20 protein-coding genes and 1 pseudogene are annotated in these 18,011 nt (G+C 66.0%); 14 read left to right on the forward strand and 7 right to left on the reverse strand.

Annotation, left to right across the window (positions count from 1 at the left end; all coding sequences use genetic code 11):
- Positions 1 to 248: 248 nt before the first annotated feature.
- From Q8P46_01440 to Q8P46_01455, 4 genes are read left to right on the forward strand one after another with little or no spacing between them, the layout of a single operon-like run.
- Positions 249 to 569: an XdhC family protein gene (locus Q8P46_01440; protein MDP2618835.1), complete on the forward strand. Its 321-nt coding sequence runs from the start codon at positions 249 to 251 to the stop codon at positions 567 to 569.
- A complete protein-coding gene (locus Q8P46_01445) occupies positions 570 to 1,265 on the forward strand; it encodes an XdhC family protein (GenBank protein MDP2618836.1) in 696 nt (231 codons plus the stop codon).
- Positions 1,262 to 2,914: a molybdopterin-binding/glycosyltransferase family 2 protein gene (locus Q8P46_01450; protein MDP2618837.1), complete on the forward strand. Its 1,653-nt coding sequence runs from the start codon at positions 1,262 to 1,264 to the stop codon at positions 2,912 to 2,914. The genes Q8P46_01445 and Q8P46_01450 overlap by 4 nt, the downstream gene beginning before the upstream one ends.
- Before the next feature lie 59 nt (positions 2,915 to 2,973).
- On the forward strand, positions 2,974 to 3,264 hold the full coding sequence (locus Q8P46_01455) for a cytochrome c (protein ID MDP2618838.1): 291 nt from the start codon (positions 2,974 to 2,976) through the stop codon (positions 3,262 to 3,264).
- Positions 3,265 to 3,494: 230 nt separating this feature from the next.
- Here Q8P46_01455 and Q8P46_01460 read toward each other — a convergent pair whose 3' ends face one another.
- Both Q8P46_01460 and groL read right to left on the reverse strand, forming a co-directional pair.
- The gene (locus tag Q8P46_01460; protein MDP2618839.1) at positions 3,495 to 4,541 is read right to left on the reverse strand and encodes a Fe(3+) ABC transporter substrate-binding protein; all 1,047 of its coding nucleotides are present in this window, start codon (positions 4,539 to 4,541) and stop codon (positions 3,495 to 3,497) included.
- 240 nt (positions 4,542 to 4,781) lie between these two features.
- The gene (gene groL / locus Q8P46_01465) at positions 4,782 to 6,407 is read right to left on the reverse strand and encodes a chaperonin GroEL (protein MDP2618840.1); all 1,626 of its coding nucleotides are present in this window, start codon (positions 6,405 to 6,407) and stop codon (positions 4,782 to 4,784) included.
- 311 nt (positions 6,408 to 6,718) lie between these two features.
- Here groL and Q8P46_01470 point away from each other — a divergent pair, with 311 nt between their 5' ends.
- The 3 genes from Q8P46_01470 to Q8P46_01480 all read left to right on the forward strand — a co-directional run bounded on the left by Q8P46_01470 (position 6,719) and on the right by Q8P46_01480 (position 8,415).
- Positions 6,719 to 6,988: an aspartate-semialdehyde dehydrogenase gene (locus Q8P46_01470; GenBank protein ID MDP2618841.1), complete on the forward strand. Its 270-nt coding sequence runs from the start codon at positions 6,719 to 6,721 to the stop codon at positions 6,986 to 6,988.
- Between the two features lie 114 nt (positions 6,989 to 7,102).
- Positions 7,103 to 7,474, forward strand: coding sequence for a cyclophilin-like fold protein (locus tag Q8P46_01475; GenBank protein ID MDP2618842.1), 372 nt, complete (start codon positions 7,103 to 7,105; stop codon positions 7,472 to 7,474).
- Positions 7,475 to 7,491: 17 nt separating this feature from the next.
- On the forward strand, positions 7,492 to 8,415 hold the full coding sequence (locus Q8P46_01480; GenBank protein MDP2618843.1) for an NAD(P)-dependent oxidoreductase: 924 nt from the start codon (positions 7,492 to 7,494) through the stop codon (positions 8,413 to 8,415).
- A 206-nt stretch (positions 8,416 to 8,621) separates the two neighbouring features.
- Here Q8P46_01480 and Q8P46_01485 read toward each other — a convergent pair whose 3' ends face one another.
- Positions 8,622 to 8,885, reverse strand: a complete 264-nt coding sequence (locus Q8P46_01485; protein MDP2618844.1) for a hypothetical protein — start codon at positions 8,883 to 8,885, stop codon at positions 8,622 to 8,624.
- Positions 8,886 to 8,940: 55 nt separating this feature from the next.
- Positions 8,941 to 9,264, reverse strand: coding sequence for a hypothetical protein (locus tag Q8P46_01490; protein MDP2618845.1), 324 nt, complete (start codon positions 9,262 to 9,264; stop codon positions 8,941 to 8,943).
- 104 nt (positions 9,265 to 9,368) lie between these two features.
- Here Q8P46_01490 and Q8P46_01495 point away from each other — a divergent pair, with 104 nt between their 5' ends.
- From Q8P46_01495 to Q8P46_01510, 4 genes and pseudogenes are all read left to right on the forward strand, one after another.
- The gene (locus Q8P46_01495; protein MDP2618846.1) at positions 9,369 to 9,575 is read left to right on the forward strand and encodes a hypothetical protein; all 207 of its coding nucleotides are present in this window, start codon (positions 9,369 to 9,371) and stop codon (positions 9,573 to 9,575) included.
- Between the two features lie 22 nt (positions 9,576 to 9,597).
- A complete protein-coding gene (locus Q8P46_01500) occupies positions 9,598 to 11,406 on the forward strand; it encodes an N-6 DNA methylase (protein MDP2618847.1) in 1,809 nt (602 codons plus the stop codon).
- A complete protein-coding gene (locus Q8P46_01505; GenBank protein ID MDP2618848.1) occupies positions 11,406 to 12,485 on the forward strand; it encodes a BsuBI/PstI family type II restriction endonuclease in 1,080 nt (359 codons plus the stop codon). Before Q8P46_01500 ends, Q8P46_01505 begins: the two co-directional genes overlap by 1 nt.
- Positions 12,486 to 12,506: 21 nt before the next feature.
- Positions 12,507 to 12,833 (forward strand): annotated as a pseudogene (locus Q8P46_01510) (NAD-binding protein).
- Between the two features lie 70 nt (positions 12,834 to 12,903).
- Here the strand turns inward: Q8P46_01510 and Q8P46_01515 are convergent.
- The 3 genes from Q8P46_01515 to Q8P46_01525 all read right to left on the reverse strand — a co-directional run bounded on the left by Q8P46_01515 (position 12,904) and on the right by Q8P46_01525 (position 14,938).
- Positions 12,904 to 13,557 (reverse strand): hypothetical protein, encoded by a 654-nt coding sequence (locus Q8P46_01515; protein MDP2618849.1) that lies wholly within the window; start codon positions 13,555 to 13,557, stop codon positions 12,904 to 12,906.
- A gap of 27 nt (positions 13,558 to 13,584) precedes the next feature.
- On the reverse strand, positions 13,585 to 14,673 hold the full coding sequence (locus tag Q8P46_01520) for a caspase family protein (protein MDP2618850.1): 1,089 nt from the start codon (positions 14,671 to 14,673) through the stop codon (positions 13,585 to 13,587).
- 121 nt (positions 14,674 to 14,794) lie between these two features.
- The gene (locus Q8P46_01525) at positions 14,795 to 14,938 is read right to left on the reverse strand and encodes a hypothetical protein (GenBank protein ID MDP2618851.1); all 144 of its coding nucleotides are present in this window, start codon (positions 14,936 to 14,938) and stop codon (positions 14,795 to 14,797) included.
- A 250-nt stretch (positions 14,939 to 15,188) separates the two neighbouring features.
- Here Q8P46_01525 and Q8P46_01530 point away from each other — a divergent pair, with 250 nt between their 5' ends.
- From Q8P46_01530 to Q8P46_01540, 3 genes are all read left to right on the forward strand, one after another.
- Positions 15,189 to 15,479 (forward strand): c-type cytochrome, encoded by a 291-nt coding sequence (locus Q8P46_01530; protein MDP2618852.1) that lies wholly within the window; start codon positions 15,189 to 15,191, stop codon positions 15,477 to 15,479.
- Between the two features lie 40 nt (positions 15,480 to 15,519).
- A complete protein-coding gene (locus Q8P46_01535; GenBank protein MDP2618853.1) occupies positions 15,520 to 16,791 on the forward strand; it encodes a lytic murein transglycosylase in 1,272 nt (423 codons plus the stop codon).
- A 129-nt stretch (positions 16,792 to 16,920) separates the two neighbouring features.
- A partial coding sequence (locus Q8P46_01540; protein MDP2618854.1) for a DUF839 domain-containing protein occupies positions 16,921 to 18,011 on the forward strand: 1,091 nt, incomplete at its 3' end.

Here is an 18,011-nt window from a genome sequence, read left to right on the forward strand (position 1 = left end):
GGTTCATCCGGGCAGGCGTGGGCCGCGACGCGCGATACGGGATATCGGGCGAGCGCCGCAACGAACCCGGTGGGCCGATTTGGCCCACCGAAGGCTAAGGTTCTTTTGCGCCGTGGCGGTGTTGCGGCTGTTGGCCGATGCACCACATCGCCCGGCGAGCCGCGCCTGGCCACGGCGCAAAATCATCCCGGTCAAATGGTTTCCTATAACCATGAACCGCTCTAGAGCGCGGGGACAAGGAGGCTGACATGAGCGATAAGAGCGATCTTTTGAAGCGGGCGCAGGCGTGGCGCGAGGCCGGCCGCGAGGTTGCCATCGCCACCGTGGTCTCGACCTGGGGCTCGGCGCCGCGTCCGGCCGGCAGCCAGCTCGTCATCGACGGGGAAGGCAATTTCGAGGGCTCGGTGTCGGGCGGCTGCGTCGAGGGCGCCGTCGTCACCGAGGCGAAGGAGGTCCTGGAGAGCGCCAAGCCCAAGCTGTTGGAGTTCGGCGTCGCCGACGAGACGGCGTGGCAGGTGGGGCTTTCCTGCGGCGGCAAGATCCGCGTCTATGTGGAGAAACTGGACTAGATGGATCTCGAAACCCTCGGCATCCTCAACGAGGAGCGCGCGGCACGGCGCGCGGTGCTGCTTGCGACCCGGCTCAAGTCTGGGTCGCAAGTGCTTGTCAAGGAAAGCGAATTGGACGGATCTGGCGCGTTGACGGAAAGCTACCGGAAGGCCTTCCGACGGGGCAAGAGCGGCGTCGTGGAGGAGGGCGGCGAAGAAGTATTCCTCAACGTCTTCGTGCCGCCGCCGCGGCTTGTCGTCATCGGCGCGGTGCATATCAGCCAGGCACTCTATCCGATGGCGCGCGCGGCCGGCTTCGACGTCACCATCATCGACCCGCGCACCGCCTTTGCGACGCCGGAGCGGTTTCCCGACGTGAATCTCCTCACCGAATGGCCGGACAAGGTGCTGCCGCGGCTCGGCGTCGACCGCTATACGGCGCTCGCCACACTGACCCACGACCCCAAGATCGACGACCCGGCGCTGATCCATGCGCTGAACACCGACTGCTTCTATGTCGGAGCGCTGGGGAGCCAGAAAACCCATGGCAGGCGCGTCGAGCGGCTGAAACAGGCCGGCTTGAGCGAAGCCCGGATCGGCCGCATCCACGCCCCCATCGGCCTTGACATCGGCGCCGTCAGCCCGGCCGAGATCGCCGTCGCGGTGCTGGCCGAGATCACCGCCGCGCTCAGGCTCGGCCCGGAGGCCGCTTCATGAAATTCGGCCGCATCCAGGTCGCGAGAGCCGAAGGCGCGATCTCGGCCCATTCGCTGCGCCACGCCGAGGGGATCATCAAGAAGGGCCAGATCCTGCTGAAGAGCGATATCGAGGCGCTGATGCGCGGCGGCGTCGACGATATTCTGGCGGCGCGTCTGGAAAAGGACGACGTGCACGAGAACAGGGCCGCGGCCTTGCTGGCGGAAGCGGCCGCCGGCGCCCATGTGCGCGTCGACAAGGCCTTCACCGGCCGGGTGAATCTGTTCGCCGAGACCGACGGGCTGTTGCAGGTCGACCCGGCGGCGCTGGGGCGCATCAACCGCATCGACGAGGCGATCACCCTGGCGACGCTCGACCCCTTCGCCAAGGTCGCGGCCGGGCGCATGGTCGCCACCGTCAAGATCATTCCCTATTCGGTGGTCCGGAAATCCCTCGACGCGGCGCTGGCTCTCGCCCGCAAGGCGGCGCCGCTCCTTGCCGTCAAGCCGTTGACGGCGCACCGCGCCGGGTTGGTCCAGACGCGCGTTGCCGGTACGGCGGAAAAGGTGCTCGACAAGACGCGGCGGGTGCTTGCCGAACGGCTCGAGGCGCTCGGCTCGACGCTCGGCGAGGAAATCCGCTGCCGCCACGAGGCCGAAGAGATCGCAGCCGCGGTGAAAAAGCTGACCGAGGCAGGCCATGACCCGGTCATTGTCTTCGGCGCGTCGGCGATCATCGACCGGCGCGACATGGTGCCGGCCGGCATCGAGGCCGCTGGCGGCAGGATCGAGGCCTTCGGTATGCCGGTCGATCCGGGAAACCTGCTTCTGCTGGCCAAACTCGGCAAGGTGCCGGTCATCGGCGCGCCGGGCTGCGCCCGCAGCCCCAAGGAGAACGGCTTCGACTGGGTGCTGGAGCGCCTGCTCGCGGACCTGCCGGTGAAGCGCAAGGACATCACCGCCATGGGGGCGGGCGGCCTGTTGATGGAAATCGAGACGCGGCCGCAGCCGCGGCTCGGGGCGGCGGCGGAAGCCGAGCCGGAACCGCGCGTCGCCGCCCTGGTGCTCGCCGCCGGCCGCTCGCGGCGCATGGGCGGCGTCAACAAGCTGTTGGAGGATTTCGGCGGCAAGCCGCTCGTCCGTGGCGCGGTCGAGGCGGCGCTCGCAAGCCAGGCAAGCCCGGTGACCGTGGTGACCGGGCATATGGAAAAGGCGGTGCGCGCGGCGCTCAAAGGGCTCAAGGTCGCCTTCGTCAACAACCCGGATTTCGCGCAAGGGTTGTCGACCTCGCTGCGCACCGGGCTTGCCGCGCTTAAGCCCGAGGCCGACGGCGTCATCGTCTGCCTCGCCGACATGCCGGGCGTGTCGGCGGGCCTCATCGATCGGCTCATCGGCGCCTTCTCGCCGCGCCTGGGGCGGCTCATCGTCGTACCGACGCATCAGGGGAAGCGCGGCAACCCGGTGCTGTTCTCGACCCGCTTCAGGGACGCGCTGATGGCGGTCAAGGGCGATGTCGGCGCGCGCCACCTGATCGGCGCCAACGCCGAGGCCGTGGCCGAGGTCGAGGCGGACGAGGCGGCGCTGGTCGACATCGATACGCCGGAGGCGCTTGATGCCGCGCGGCGGGGCCTCGGGAAAAAGGCGGCAAAACCGCGCAAGAAGGCGACATAAGCGAAATTCCGCGCCGGCCATGGCCGCACCTCGCCTCGACCGCCCTTGCCGGCCTGCTGTTGGCATTTGCCGCGGCGACGACCGGGGCGCGGGCGCAAAGCCCGGCCGAGATCGGCCGGGCGCTTGCCGAGAAAAGCTGCGCCGGCTGCCACGCCATCGGCAAGAGCGACGAAAGCCCGCTCGCCGAAGCGCCGCCGTTTCGCGAATTCGCCCGCAAATGGCCGCTCGAATCGCTTGGAGAGGCGCTCGCCGAGGGCATCGTCACCGCCCATCCGGACATGCCGGAGTTTCAGTTCGGCTCGGACGACGTCGCCGCCCTGATCGCCTATCTCGACGAGATCGCGGAGTGATGGGGGTGGGGCGCGCGTACCGGCTTTCATCGAGTCCGTATCACCCCCTCACCCGCCCGCCTCCGCTTCGCTGCGGCGGTCGACCTCTCCCGCCAGGGGAGAGGTAGGATTGCGCCGCCGCGACCGGCTTGCTTTCCTCGCCCCTTGCGGGAGAGGGATGCGAAGGTTGGCGCGGCTACTGGGCCGCGCCTTACCCGAAGCTGGGTGAGGGGGGGATCGACGGGCCCCGCTTACGAACTCGGACCGTCGTCGAAGCCGACCTTGTCGACCAGTTCGCTCGCTTTGGCGCGATATTTGGCGACCTCGGACAGCGGGATCTGATCCGCCGTGAGCGGGCCCCAGGACTGGACGCGCGCCGACGGTGCGACGCCGGGCTTCACCGGATATTCGTGGTTGACCTCGGCGTAGATGCGCTGCGCCTCGTCGCCGGCCAAAAACTCCATCAACTTCAGCGCCTCTTGCGGGTGCGGCGCGTACTTGGCCATCGACACGCCCGACACGTTGACATGCGTGCCGCGATCCTCGGCGTTGGGGAACAGGACCTTGACGGAGGCGGCCCATTTCTGCTGCTCGGGCTCCTTCTCGTTGGTTTCCATCAGTCCCATGTAGTAGGTGTTGCCAAGGGCGATATCGCATTCGCCGGAAAACACGCTCTTGACCTGCGAACGGTCGTTGCCGGAGGGCTTGTGGGCGAGGTTCGCCTTGACGCCCTGCAGCCATTCCTCGGCCGCCGCTTCGCCCTTATGGGCGATCACCGAGGCGATGAGCCCGAGCGAATACTCGTGCTGGCCGGAACGGGTGCAGATCTTGCCGCGCCACTTGGGATCGGTCAGCTGCTCATAGGTGATGCCGTCCTGCTTAACCCGCTCGCGGGAGGCGTAGATGACCCGCGCGCGCAGGGTGAGCGCGAACCAGTTGCCGTCGGGGCCGCGATAGGCGGCGGGAACGTTCCCGTTAAGCGTGTCCGATGCGACCGGCTGGGTGATGCCGACCTCCTTGGCTTGGGCCAAGCGGCCGATATCGACCGTCAGCAGGACGTCGGCGGGCGAATTGCGCCCCTCCGCCGCGATGCGCTCGATGAGCCCGCTCGAGGCGAAGATGGTGTTCACCTTGATGCCGGTCTCCGCCGTGAACTTCTCGAACAGGGGCGCGACGAGCTGCGGTTGCCGGTAGGAGTAGACGTTGACTTCGGCCGCCTGGGCGGCGGAAACGGCCGCGCTCATCATCGCGGCCGCGAAAACGACGCGGCCGATCCGCCGCGCCAGGGATGGGTTGATCATTTGATCCTCCAATCAACAGGGTTCAAGGCCCCGCCATCGAAAGGCGTACAACTCACCTACGGGATAATTGCGAATGAGTTGCAATCCGAGTGAAAGGGATTTCATTCACCCCGTCAAGGGAAAAACGACTTCGACTAAAACATTGGAATTAGAAGGGTTCTAAGCCTTGCCGCATATTCGAGCCAAGCCTCAAGAGCAGCCCCCGGGGCTGCCCTTTTTCAAGCGTGCCGGCCGCTCCTAATAGCCCATGCCGCCGGGCATCATCGGTGCGGCAGGCTCGTCTTTCGGCGCCTGGGCGACCATGGCCTCGGTCGAGACCAGGATGCCGGCGACGGAGGCTGCATCCTGCAGCGCGGCGCGCACCACCTTTAAGGGGTCGATGACGCCCTGGGCGACGAGATCGCCATATTCGCCGGTCTGGGCGTTGAAGCCGAACGAGTAGTCGCGGCTCTCGGCGATCCTGCCGACGACCACCGAGCCGTCCTGGCCGGCATTCTCGGCGATCTGACGCGCCGGGACCTGAATCGCGCGGCGGACGATGACAACGCCATGTTTCTGGTCGGCATTGTCCGGCTCGACCTTGTTGAGTGCCTTGAGCGCGTGCAGGAGCGCGACGCCGCCGCCGGGCAGAAAACCTTCCTCGACCGCGGCGCGGGTCGCGTGCAGGGCGTCGTCGACCCGGTCCTTGCGCTCCTTCACCTCGACCTCGGTGGCGCCGCCGACTCGGATCACGGCCACCCCGCCGGAAAGCTTGGCCAGCCGCTCCTGCAGCTTCTCGCGGTCATAGTCCGACGTGGTGTCCTCGATCTCCCGGCGAAGCTGCGCGCAGCGCGCTTGGATCTCGGCCTTCCGGCCGGCGCCGCCGACGATGGTCGTATCTTCCTTGGTGATCGACACCCGGCGGGCGCGCCCCAAGGCATCGATCTTGACGTTTTCAAGCTTGACGCCGAGGTCCTCGGAGATGACCTGGCCGCCGGTCAGGATGGCGATATCCTGCAGCATCGCCTTGCGCCGGTCGCCGAAGCCCGGCGCCTTGACGGCGGCCACCTTGAGCCCGCCGCGCAGCTTGTTGACGACGAGCGCGGCGAGCGCCTCGCCCTCGACATCCTCGGCGATGACGAGGAGCGGCTTGCCCGACCGGACCACCGCCTCCAACAGCGGCAGCATGTCGTGCAAGTTGGAAAGCTTCTTCTCGTGCAGGAGGACATAGGGCTCCTCCATCTCGGTGCGCATCTTTTCCGCGTCGGTGATGAAATAGGGCGACAGGTAGCCGCGGTCGAACTGCATGCCCTCGACTACGTCGAGCTCGGTATGCAGGCTCTTGGCCTCCTCGACCGTGATCACCCCCTCGTTTCCGACCTTGGCCATCGCATCGGCAAGGAAGCGGCCGATCTCCGCATCGCCATTGGCCGAGATGGTGCCGACCTGGGCGATCTCCGCGTTGGACGTGATCTGTTTCGCGTGCTTTCTTAAATCGGCGATGACGGTGGCGACGGCAAGATCGATGCCGCGCCGCAGGTCCATCGGATTCATGCCGGCGGCGACCGCCTTGACGCCTTCGCGGATGATCGCCCGGGCGAGGATGGTCGCGGTGGTGGTGCCGTCGCCGGCCACGTCGGCGGTCTTCGAGGCGACCTCGCGGACCAACTGCGCGCCCATATTCTCGAACCGGTCCTCGAGCTCGATCTCCTTGGCGACCGCGATCCCGTCCTTGGTGATGCGCGGCGCGCCGAACGATTTCTCGATGACGACGTTTCGGCCCTTGGGGCCGAGGGTGACCTTGACGGCATCGGCCAGGATGTCGACGCCGCGCAGCATCTTGTCGCGCGCCTCGGTGGAGAACTTGACGTGTTTAGCGGCCATGGTTTCCTCCCCTGTCGATGATTGGTGCCCGGCAACGAAAGACTCAAGGCGGCATTCATGCATGGGCTTGCACGCCGTCCGCGCCGCCGAGACTATCACTTTCCGACCCGATTCGTGGTTCGGATTCGCATATGTCGGCGCGGATACGATTAGCGTCGGCCTCGGTCAAGGGCGCCCGCAGGCGGTTGGCAGCAGTCCTTCTGGTGGGCTGCTAACACCTTGATATGGAACCGAATATTAACCGTTGGCGTTGCATTGTCGAGGCTGGTGCTGCAACAATGAGCGGTGGTTCAGGGGATGGGAGCCAATAGATGGGATCGCGCGAATTTTCCCAGTTGATGGACGGCTATCTGCTGACGACGGCGCACATCCTCTATCGCCTGCCCGACTATCCGCTGCTGCTGCAAAGCTATGTCTGGCAGGACTACGATCTCGCGCCGGACTTCCCGGTGCTGGCGAAATTCCTCGATTTCTGGAACCGGCGGCTCGACGGGCCGATCCATTCGGTGCGGGTGGTGCAGAAGGGGGTGATATGCCCGCCCGAAATCCGCACCGCCGAGGGTGTCTACACGCTGCACTGATCGCGGGCGCGCCGGGCCGAACCTCGATACGCCCCGCCGAACGCTCGCCGGGTTTCCGCTGCGGCTTTCTCGCATTAGACTTGTCCGGTGAACCCATGAAGGAGGTGGGGGCCAATGCGGCGTATTCGCCTTGATTTCGGCGGGGTGGTCATTCTCGGCCGGCTGCGGGAGACGCCGACGGCGGAGGCGATCTGGCAGGCGCTGCCCTTTTCGGGCTCGGCGATGACCTGGGGCGAGGAGGTCTATTTCACGATTCCTGTCGGCTGCGCGCGCGAGGCCGACGCCAAGGCGGTGGTCGAGCCCGGCGAGATCGCCTATTGGCCGGACGGCAAGGCGATCGCCATCGGCTTCGGAAAAACGCCGATTTCCGAGGAAAACGAGACCCGCCTGGCGGCGCCCTGCAACATCTGGGCGGACGCGGAGGAGGATATGCGGCTGTTGAAATCCGTCAGCGCCGGCGCCGAAGTGCAGTGCGGAAGGGCGTGAGCGGGGAAGGGGCGCGCGTGGCCGGCAAGACATCGAAAGTCGCCTTTCTGGGCACCGGCCTGATGGGTTTTCCGATGGCTTGCCGGCTCGTTTCCGCCGACCATGCCGTGACTGTCTGGAACCGGACGCGGGCCAAGGCCGCGCCGCTTGCCGAACACGGCGCCAGGGTCGCCGAAACGCCGGCCGAGGCCGCGCGCGAGGCCGACATCGTCATCGCCATGCTGACCGACGGCGCCGCGGTCGCCGACGTGCTGTTCAAACAGGGCGTGGCCGACGCCCTGCGGCCGGGCGCGCTCGTCATCGACATGAGCTCGATCAAGCCGAGCGAGGCGCGCGACCACGCCGGCAGGCTCGCCGAACGCGGCATCGCCCATCTCGACGCGCCGGTCTCCGGCGGCACGCTCGGCGCGGTGGAAGGCACGCTCGCCATCATGGCCGGCGGCGCGCAAGCCGATTTCGACCGCGCCGGGCCCGTCTTCGCAGCCATGGGCCGGGCGACGCTGGTCGGCCCCTCCGGCTCGGGCCAGCTCGCCAAGCTCGCCAACCAGGCGATCGTCGCCATCAATATCGGCGGGGTGGCCGAGGCGCTGCTGTTGGCGGCCGCCGGCGGCGCCGATCCGGCTGCCGTGCGGGAGGCGATCCGCGGCGGCTTCGCCGATTCGCGCATTCTTGAGGTGCACGGGGCGCGCATGATCGAGCGCAACTTCGTCCCCGGCGGGCGGATCAACGTCCACATCAAGGACCTGAACAACATTCTGGAAGCCGCGCACGAGGCCGGCCTGCGCCTGCCGGTCTGCGAGACCCTGCTGAAGCTGATGGTCGCGGTGCGCGACGAGCTTCATGGCGGCGGCTACGACCACTCGGCCGTCCTCCTGGCGCTCGAACGGATGAGCGACGGCAAGCGCGTCGGCACGGCGCCCGACAGGCTGCCGAAGGGGTAAAGGGGGGGATCGGCGGCTGGTAGCTCCGGGGCGCCCGCCGCGAGACATCCAAGAGCCGACGCTCAGCCTGCGGTGGGGACGGCCGTTGCGTGCCGGAAGCGGTACTCGATTTTGGCCGTAGCAAAGTTCTGTTCAGCAAACTTGCGGGTGCGAACTCTGTGCAGCATGTGGACTTCACATATAAAGCGGCGAGGGAGCGCGGGGGTTCAATCGGCGCCTTGTGGAACCGCCCTGTGTTCCCCTGCATCCTGTTTCAACCGCTGCATTTCTTGAGCGAATTCGAAGCACAATTGATCGGCTTCGTCCTGCGGCAGCCACTTGGCCATGTTCGGGAAGACACTTTGCCACATCCGGGCATCGCGTTCCGACCATGGCATCTTATCGGCCGACCGGGCTTTTTCGAGTAGCGCCTTGAGCCGACGGCGAACATCTTCCGGGTCGGGGACCGTGCTTTGACGCGGCGCCCGCATGCGGTCCTCGCCCGAACCGAACAGGCTCCCTTGCTTGGGACCGTGGCCGAAGAGGTCAGTCTGATCCGTCATTCGCGTCTTGTCCTGCGGGAGCGAGGCCGAGCGCCTCGCGAATCAGCGTTTCGTGCAGAGTCGCTTGCAAAACAATATCGGCGTCGGCAAAGAGATCAATCAGTTCGGCGACGCGCCCACAGATATCGCGCAGGTCGCGGACAAGAGCGAGGTCCGCCGGCAAGCCGATCCGCGCCTCGATCCAGCGCGGCACGAGGCGGTAGCCGCTCACGGAGAAACTCCACACCGCAAGCGGCAGTCCGGTGATCCGGCCGGTGCCGTCGTCGCAAAGGGTGATCGCGCCATCGGCGTATTCGACCGGCGCCACGGCGCCGCGCCGCGATTGACAATGCGAGATGAATGCAGCATTCTAGTACAAACAGCTTCATTATGCAGCATTTTCTTGTTTTGTTCACGCTAGGTTGACTCATCATGGTACAAACATCAAAGCTCAACCGGATTTCCGTCGGCCTTTCGGAACGGGAATATGCCGAACTGCTGACTCTCTCTGAAAAGCACCGCGTCTCAATGGCCTGGCTCGGGCGGCAAGCAATTATTGAGTTCCTGGACCGCTATGCAAATGCGGAGCGGCAGCTTCCGCTCAATCTGCCATCCGAGAAGCGCACGGCGAACGGATGAGCAGGAGAAAGACGGGGGGAATGTGGCGAATCCGGCCGCAGAGATAGAAAACCGCGGCGCCGCACCGGCCGCCGCATCATCGCAGGATATCCTCAAGGACGGTCTGACAATGACCCGCGCCCTGGCGGCGTCGGCCCAATCCGAGGACCGTCTCGCGGTCGCCCGTGGGCTCGCCCATGCGGTTGTCGCTGCATATTGGGAGAAGGCGCAAGCCGGCGCAGCGGAAGGTTGGGCCCCTCCAACCCTGCCTGCCGATGTCGAATTGGCCCCGGTGGCCGAACCCGCGCTGCCGCTGGCGCAATGCATGGGCGCGGCAGCCGCAGAACTCGATCTTATGCACGCCAGCTACCTGATCGGCGTGCTCTATACGGCGATGCTTCCGAGTAGGGTCCGTTCTGAATTTGGAGCCTATTACACGCCGCCCGCTCTTTGTGACCGGCTGCTCGACATGGCAACGGAAGCTGGCGTCGATTGGCGCTCGGCGCGCGTCCTCGATCCGGCTTGCGGCGGCGGCGCATTTCTTTCGCCGGTGGCCCGGCGCATGGCGGAAAGCCTGCAGGACTGCAGCGCAAAGATCGCGCTCAAGAATATCCTTCAGCGGCTGCGGGGCTTTGAACTGGACCCGTTCGCCGCGTGGATGTCGCAGGTCTTCCTGGAAATCACGCTTAGCGATCTTTGCCGGTCTGCCGGCACACGTCTGCCGGCGGTCGTGGACGTTTGCGACAGCCTTGAACAGGATCCCGAAAACCACGGCTTTGATCTTGTTGTCGGCAATCCGCCATACGGGCGCATCACGCTCTCGCCGGAGCTGCGGGAGAAATACCGGCGCAGCCTGTTCGGCCATGCAAATCTCTATGGCGTATTCACCGATCTGGCTTTGCGCTTCACGCGTCGGGGCGGCGTTGTCGCCTACGTCACGCCGACAAGTTTTCTGGCTGGAGAGTATTACAAGGCCTTGCGCGGCTTGCTTGGCCGGGAGGCCCCGCCGGCCAGCATTGATTTCATCACCGAGCGCAGGGGCGTCTTCGCGGATGTGCTGCAGGAAACTCTGCTTGCCGCTTATCGCCGGGGCGGCAAGCGCGGCACCGGGCAGGTGCATTTCATTTCACCGGCTCCTGAGGGGCACATAGAGGTCACGAGCGCCGGCTCATTTCGCCTGCCGAAGACAGCCAACCGGCCCTGGCTGGTTCCTCGCGCCAAATTGGACAGCAGGCTCGTTCGCACAGGCCAATCGATGCCTCACAGGCTCGCGGACTATGGTTACACGGTCAGCACCGGCCCGCTTGTCTGGAACCGTCACAAGCCCAGTCTGCGCGACCGGCCGGGAAGGGGGAGACACCCGCTCATATGGGCCGAGGCAGTGCGACCCGATGGCGTCTTCGAATTCCGGGCCCGCAAGCGCAATCACAAACCTTATTTCGAACCGCTTGCGCAAGAGCAATGGGTTGTCACCGACTTTCCTTGCGTGCTCTTGCAGAGGACGACAGCCAAGGAGCAGTCGCGGCGACTAATTGCCGCTGAACTGCCCGCATCCTTCATCGCGGAACATGGCGCGGTCGTGGTCGAAAACCATCTCAACATGATCCGGCCCGCAGGCGGTACGCCCTCGGTGCCTCCCGCAGCACTTGCCGCCCTCCTCAATACGGCGGTGGTTGACCAACTCTTCCGCTGCATCAATGGCAGCGTGGCTGTATCGGCCTACGAACTGGAGGCTTTGCCCCTGCCCCCGCCCGAGGGCTTGAGAGAAATCGAACGCCTTGTCCGACACCGCCCGAGCCGTGCGGCGATCGAACAGGCCGCAAAGCGGCTTTACAGCAAGGGGACGTGCTGATGGGTTTGCCCCCTGTCCTTCCCGTGCCGGACATTCACGAACGTCTACTGAGAATTTTTCCCGAAGGCAGCCCGAACCGCGCAAATTGCACCTGGGAAATCGCGGCCAAGACCGTTTTCGTGATGCTCTATATCGGCGCGGTCGAGAACGAGGACATCTGGCTGCGGCCCGATCAGGTCACACGCATGACCGACAAGCAGGCAGCCCGCGGCGGTGATGCCGACCGGCTCGCCTGGACGAGGGAATCCGTAAAAAGCAGCAAGGGCGAGATCACCGGCCGCTGGTATGCGGTCAATACCCGCGAGTCGATTCGCGACGACACGATCCGCGCCGGCCTGATTGCCAACGGTGTCGTTATCGAGCGCGAGGGGCTGGCGACGACGTCACCGGCCCCGCGCTATGCTCTTAGGAAGAGTTTTGCCGGACTCTTCGATCCCAAGCTCAAGGGAAAGGCTCTCGTAAAGGCGATCGCCGCATGGCAGGCCGAACACCTGACGGCCGGGGCGCTCGCCCGGATCACGATGGTCCGCAAAGGCGCCGTCGCGGGCGGCGAGCATATCCTTGTGAAGTTTCCAAGCGGGGAAACCCGCCGCATGGCACCAGGCCCCAGTTCGGTCATTTCGAAAGCGGTCATTGAGGTGTTTGCGGTTCGCTTTCTGCGGGTTCCCGGTGTGGTTTTCCTGAGCGAGAGCCGGAACAAGATTGTCAGCCGCGACGATGATCTCGCGAATTCCATCGGGCTACGCATCCGGGCGGAAAAGAACCTCCCCGATATTGTGCTCGCCGATCTTGGTCCAAAACACCCGCTGCTCGTCTTCGTGGAAGTGGTTGCGACAGACGGTCCTGTTTCCAAGGAACGCAAGGACGCGCTCACCGAGATTGCCAAAGACGCCGGCTTCCCAGGCGAGTATGTCGTCTTCGTGACGGCCTATCTCGACCGCAGCGATGCCGCCTTCAAGAAGACAGTGGATTCCCTCGCCTGGGGAACCTTCGTCTGGTTTGCCTCTCAGCCCGAGCATTTAGTCCGTTTCTATGAGGGACGGCCTGAAGTGGTCAAAACGCTCGCTGAATGGGATTGAGATGATGCCGCCGCCGGCGCCGATCCCGCCGCCGTGCGCGAGGCGATCCGCGGCGGCTTCGCCGATTCGCGCATCCTTCAGGTGCACGGCGAGCGGATGCTCAAGCGCGACTTCGTCCCCGGCGGGAGAATCAACGTCCACATCAAGGACTTGAACAACATTCTGGAGGCGGCGCACGAGGCGGGCCTGCGCCTGCCCATCTCGGAGACGCTGCTGAAGCTGATGGTCGCGGTGCGCGACGAGCTCGATGGCGGCGGCTACGACCACTCCGCCGTGCTGCTGGCGCTCGAACATATGGGCGACGGCAAGCGCGTCGGCACGGCACCCGACAGGCTGCCGAAATCGTGAAGCTTTCAGGCCGGCCTTGCGGCAGCGGGAAGGCTCTGCGTCAGACCTCTCTTGGGTGCGCTCCACCCGCTCACTGGATCTGAACGCGCGCGGGTAGCGGTTCCAGGTTCGGGCAGCGAAGGGCGCCGGACATGAGCGTGTCGTCGACCACCTTCAGACTGAGCTCGCAGTGCCCGGCCTCGCCATAGCCGAGACCCATCAGGATGAAACCGCCGGGGACGAACTGGCCTGCAAAAGGCGATCCCGCTCTTTTGAATGCTGTGGCGATTTCGTCCTTCTCGCTGATGGACAGGTCCGAGAGTAGAAAGCTGTCGCCAAGAAAGCGCTCGTGCGCGGTTTTCAGCTTGTCGGACGGCCTGTCGGGCATCGTCAGCTGAACGATCATCGACGTGTGCGCCGAAAGCCAATCGCGCAGCGCACGAGCCTTCAAATCGTCGCTGTCGGCGAGAAACGCCTCCTTGATCGTGATCTGGCGAACGACGGGGTCGGCGCTCGCCATTCCCGTTTCGAACGCGGCCAGCCGCTCGAGATAGTCCGTGCTGCGCAGTCGCGCTTGAAACGCCCTCAATTCGGCCATTCTCTCGTCAATGGCGGCATCGCCCGCCGGCTGTGCGAAAGCGGCCTGTTCCCCGCCTTTATGGCCGGGACTCAACGGCGCCAGAACCGCGATGGCCGCGGCGACGGCGATCCATCCCGTGTTGGCGAATTTCTGCATCCAACTCATGTCGATCGACCCATTATTGGCTTCATCTCATTGAAAAGGACGGGTTGCCGTACTGGTTACATAGCCGTTCTTTCCGCCCGCCAGCCGGACCTTGCGCCATCGCGTGCTGTCGTAAGGCAGAACGGTGACGACATCGCCAACCCGCAGCTTTCCAATGGCGGTCATGGCTACGCCGGGTTGATCAAGGACGCTCGCATCGCGAACGACCAAATGCCGCTCGCCCTTTGCTTCCCGATCGTTGGGAGCGATCGGCTCGGGCGCGGGCGAGCGCGGCTGGATGGCGGCGGTCTCGCGTTCATCGGGAGCGCTCGCGGCGGCCGAAATCGCGGGCTTGGCCTCCGCGACGGCGTCGCCCGGGTTCAGATAAACCTCGTCGACCAGCCGCACCAGAAGCTCCGGGCGCTGCTCGCCGCGGGTCGCATCGATGACCCGCTTGGAGACGCGGCGGAACATCAGCCCCAGCTCGACACCCGGCGCGCCGATCTCCTCAAGCAGCGCCGCCGTGTAAGGGCTGTGCTCGGCGTCGCCGTCGCTGGCCACCGCGCCCGACGCCGCGGCATAGGCGATGATGGCGCCGCGGCCGCGCAGCTCCATCGGCCCGAGGCCCCGATTCAGCCGGACAGATCGGTTGGCGGTGCCGCTTCGCAATTGATCCAGGAACGGGTTGTCGCGGCAGGAATCGAGAATGACGATGCTGACGCCGGCGCGGCGCTCCATCTCGGCGACGACCTCCTGGATGTCGATGGAGCTGTAACGCAGGTCCCATTCGCTTCCGACCGAAACGTCCGTGGGCAGAAGGAAATTCTGACCGTCGATCTGCACCGCGTGGCCGGCGTAAAAGACCAGCGCCATCGCCTGGTCGGTGAGCCTGCGGCCGAACTCGCCGATGGCGGCGACCGCTTCCCGGCGGTTGAGGTCGGTGGCCAGCAGCACCGAAAAGCCGAGCCCTTCGAGCGAGGCGGCAACCGCGGTGGCGTCGCGCACCGGGTTGGAGAGTGCGGCGGTGCCGGAATAGGCGTTGTTGCCGATGACCAGCGCGAACCGATCCGCCGCCTCAAGGCGTAACGGTGCCGCGAGCAACGCCAGAAGCAACACGATCTTAGCGAAAATACGCAATGGTTTTCCCCCGTATTCCGCTTCGACGCCGCGCCGGCGGGCCGCTGGCGCCGGCACCCGATCATGAAACCATGCCGCGAGGTGAGGTGCAACCTGATCGACTCGCTTTCATGCGCAAGCCTTACGACCCGTTCGTTTCGGGCGGATCAACGTCCATACGAAGGACCTGAACAATAGTCTCGAAGCCGCCGACGAGGCTGGCCTGCACCCGCCGATCCGCGAGAGCCTGCTGAGGCTGACGGTCGCGGCGCGCGACGAGCTTCATGGCGGCGGCTACGACCACTCCGCCGTGCTGCCGGCGCTCGAGCATATGAGCGACGGTAACCGCGGCGGCGCCGCGCTTGCCGCCTGCGGCGCTTGGCCGCCGACCTGGCCGAGGGTCCGGTCTTGCCGATGCCCGCATACGGTACCATCTTGAGCCCAACAAGCCTGTCAATCGGGCGGATATCGGCACGGTTTCCGGGAGCGGACCCAAAGGACCCCATTCACCTCGAGAAAAACGTCAGGAGCACGAAATGAAGACGAAATGGATCGCGGTCGCCGTCGCTGCAGCGGCGTTTGCTTTGGCCGGAGCGGTCGGCTCGGCGGAGGCGGCGAATACCGCCTCCTGCGACGGCTGTCACGGCGCCAACGGACAGGGCAAGGGCAACGCTCCGAAGATTGCCGGCCTGTCCACGGGCGCGTTCACCTCAGCGATGAACGCCTACAAGTCCGGGGCCCGGAAGAATGCGGCCAAGAATGCCATCGCAAAGAGGCTGAGCGACGCCGATATCGCCAGCCTGGCGGCGTACTACGCCGCGAAATAGGACCGGCGGCGCGGCTGCGCGCCGCAATTGCCGCTACGACATGACCGTCCGCTCCGGCCTTGCCGCCGGCCTCGCCGTCGCCATCGCCGGGGCGGTCGTCCTGGCCGCGCTTGCGGCCGGCGCTCCGGCGGCGGCCGAGACTCAGTCGCGGCAGGAGGTCGAGGCGCGGTTCCGCGGCTGGCTCGAAGATGAGGTGTGGTCCGACGCGCGGGCCCGCGGCGTGTCGCGCTTGACCTTCGAAAAGGCCTTCGCGGGCGTCCGCCTCGACTGGTCGCTGCCCGATCTTGGGCCGCCGGGCGGCGCGGCGAAAGGCCCGGAGATCCAGTGGCAGGCGGAGTTTCTAAGCCCGGCGCGCTATTTCGCCGAGAGCAAGGTCGATCCGCTCGTCCGCATCGGCCGCGATCTGATGGGCCGCTGGCGCAAGACGCTGGAGGCGGTCGAGCGGGGCTACGGCGTGGCGCCGGAGATCGTGGTCGCGATCTGGGGGAGCGAATCGGCCTTCGGCCGCGCCGCCCTGCCCAGGCCCGTCCTCTCGACGCTCGCCACCATGGCCTTCTTGGGCAACCGAAGGGAGACCTTCTATCCCGAGCTCCTGGCGGCGCTGCAGATCCTCGAAGGCGACCACATCCCCTTGTCCGAGATGAGGGGCTCGATGGCCGGCGCTCTCGGCCAGCCGCAGTTCCTGCCCTCGAAATATTTGCGCTTCGCGGTCGATTTCGACGGCGACGGGCGGCGCGACATCTGGCGCTCGGTGCCGGATACGCTCGCCTCCATCGCCAACTATCTCAAGCAACACGGCTGGACGGAGGCGGCGCATTGGGGCGTCGAGGCGGCGGTGCCGGCGGCGGTTTCCTGCGCGCTCGAAGGCCCCGAACAGGGCCGACCGCTCGCCGACTGGCGCGAGGCCGGCGTCACGCGCATCGACGGCCAAGCGCTGCCGGGGGCGGCGCGGGAGACGCGCTTCTTGATGATGCCGGCGGGCCGGCTCGGCCCCGCCTTCATCGTTTCGGAGAACTTCTACGTGCTGAAGACCTATAACGAGTCCGATCTCTATGCCCTGCTGATCGGCCATCTGGCCGACCGGCTGCGCGGCGAAGGCCGGATCAAGGGCCGCTGGGGCACCGTCGCGGGCTTTACGCGCGGCGAGGTGCGCGTTCTGCAGGAGCACCTCCTCGCTTCCGGCCACGACGTTGGCGGCGCCGACGGCCTGGTCGGCTTCAAGACGCGCATCGCGCTCGGCATCTGGCAGGCGGCAAACGGGCTTCGGCCGACCTGCTTTCCCGACCGGGACCTGATCGGCAGCCTGAGGTAGGAGCGGCTTGGCGGCGATCGACGGGCGTTCATCGTCCCGTCACGGTCCGGTCATCGCCTTGTCAAGCAGGAGCGCTAGCAGGGAGGTGGACCACTCACAGGGAGTGGACCACTCACAGGGAGACTTGCCATGACGCTTCGATCCTGCATGCTCGCCACCACCGCCTTGGCGACCCTGGCGTTGGCGCCGGCCGCGTTCGCCGGCGGCGATCCTGTTCCGCTCGAGGTCACGTCCGTCGCGTTCACCTCGACACCCGCGCCCGCCAACACGATGGAGATGGCGACCGGCTATACCCGCTCCCAGGCGATCGTGACGCTCGCCGACGGGACCCAGCGGACCTATCCGCTCGAATATCGCGTCCTGCACCGTTCCGGCGACCATGTGCCGGGCTGGTATGCGGGCCTGGTCGCCGACCGGGAAAACCGGCCGATCCTGCAATCGGCGCCCGACGGTAAGGGCAATGTCGCGCGCGGGCCTTTCTTCGCCGCTGGCGCCGACGGCACCTCGCTGCTGGTCGTCCCCGGCGCCAAGGTGGAGGGTGTTTCGGGCCACACCGTTTTTCTCATCAACCATCTCGAATATCAGACCGTCGCCGACAATATCGACCTGACCGAGCCGCCGGTCGAGCTTTACGCCGCTTTGCCGATGGCGATGAACCTGACCGTGCTCGATCAGGACCCGGCGACCGGCCGGCTGACGCCGGTCAAGATGTCGAACGTCGACTTTTCCGAGGTCGGCGGCCTGTGGATCCCGTGCAACGGCTCGACCACGCCGTGGATGACGCATCTCGGCAGCGAGGAATACGAGCCCGACGCGCGGGCCTTCGAGAACAAGCCGCTGGAGGCGATGAACCTTTATTTCGGCAGCCTCGGCAAAGCTGCGGTAGACGGCGGCGCCAACCCCTATCGTTACGGCCATCTGGTCGAGGTCACCGTCGCCGCCGACGGCGCCACCAAGGCCGTCAAGCACTATTCCATGGGCCGGCTCGCCTTCGAGCTAGGCGACGTGATGCCGGACCGCAAGACGGTCTATCTGGGCGACGACGGCGACGACGTGATCCGCGCCATGTATGTCGCGGACAATCCGGCCGACCTCTCTGCGGGCACGCTCTATGCGGCGAAGTGGATGCAGACGGAGGCCGGCAATTTCGGCGCGGCCAAGCTGCAATGGATCCGCCTCGGCCATGCGACCGACGCCGAGATCGAGGCGATAGTCGACGG

The organism is Hyphomicrobiales bacterium, from assembly GCA_030688605.1.
Classification (GTDB): Bacteria; Pseudomonadota; Alphaproteobacteria; order Rhizobiales; family NORP267; genus JAUYJB01.

What these genes read in the sequence shown, in the direction of transcription:
- Q8P46_01470 (MDP2618841.1), top strand. Translation starts at nt 6,719, where the DNA reads ATGGGATCGCGCGAATTTTCCCAGTTGATGGACGGCTATCTGCTGACG.
- Q8P46_01525 (MDP2618851.1), bottom strand. Translation starts at nt 14,938, where the DNA reads ATGAAGCTCGTCGCGCGCCGCGACCGTCAGCCTCAGCAGGCTCTCGCG.
- Q8P46_01535 (MDP2618853.1), top strand. Translation starts at nt 15,520, where the DNA reads ATGACCGTCCGCTCCGGCCTTGCCGCCGGCCTCGCCGTCGCCATCGCC.
- Q8P46_01450 (MDP2618837.1), top strand. Translation starts at nt 1,262, where the DNA reads ATGAAATTCGGCCGCATCCAGGTCGCGAGAGCCGAAGGCGCGATCTCG.
- Q8P46_01505 (MDP2618848.1), top strand. Translation starts at nt 11,406, where the DNA reads ATGGGTTTGCCCCCTGTCCTTCCCGTGCCGGACATTCACGAACGTCTA.
- Q8P46_01475 (MDP2618842.1), top strand. Translation starts at nt 7,103, where the DNA reads ATGCGGCGTATTCGCCTTGATTTCGGCGGGGTGGTCATTCTCGGCCGG.
- Q8P46_01515 (MDP2618849.1), bottom strand. Translation starts at nt 13,557, where the DNA reads ATGAGTTGGATGCAGAAATTCGCCAACACGGGATGGATCGCCGTCGCC.
- Q8P46_01530 (MDP2618852.1), top strand. Translation starts at nt 15,189, where the DNA reads ATGAAGACGAAATGGATCGCGGTCGCCGTCGCTGCAGCGGCGTTTGCT.
- Q8P46_01440 (MDP2618835.1), top strand. Translation starts at nt 249, where the DNA reads ATGAGCGATAAGAGCGATCTTTTGAAGCGGGCGCAGGCGTGGCGCGAG.
- Q8P46_01445 (MDP2618836.1), top strand. Translation starts at nt 570, where the DNA reads ATGGATCTCGAAACCCTCGGCATCCTCAACGAGGAGCGCGCGGCACGG.
- Q8P46_01495 (MDP2618846.1), top strand. Translation starts at nt 9,369, where the DNA reads ATGGTACAAACATCAAAGCTCAACCGGATTTCCGTCGGCCTTTCGGAA.
- Q8P46_01485 (MDP2618844.1), bottom strand. Translation starts at nt 8,885, where the DNA reads ATGCGGGCGCCGCGTCAAAGCACGGTCCCCGACCCGGAAGATGTTCGC.
- groL (MDP2618840.1), bottom strand. Translation starts at nt 6,407, where the DNA reads ATGGCCGCTAAACACGTCAAGTTCTCCACCGAGGCGCGCGACAAGATG.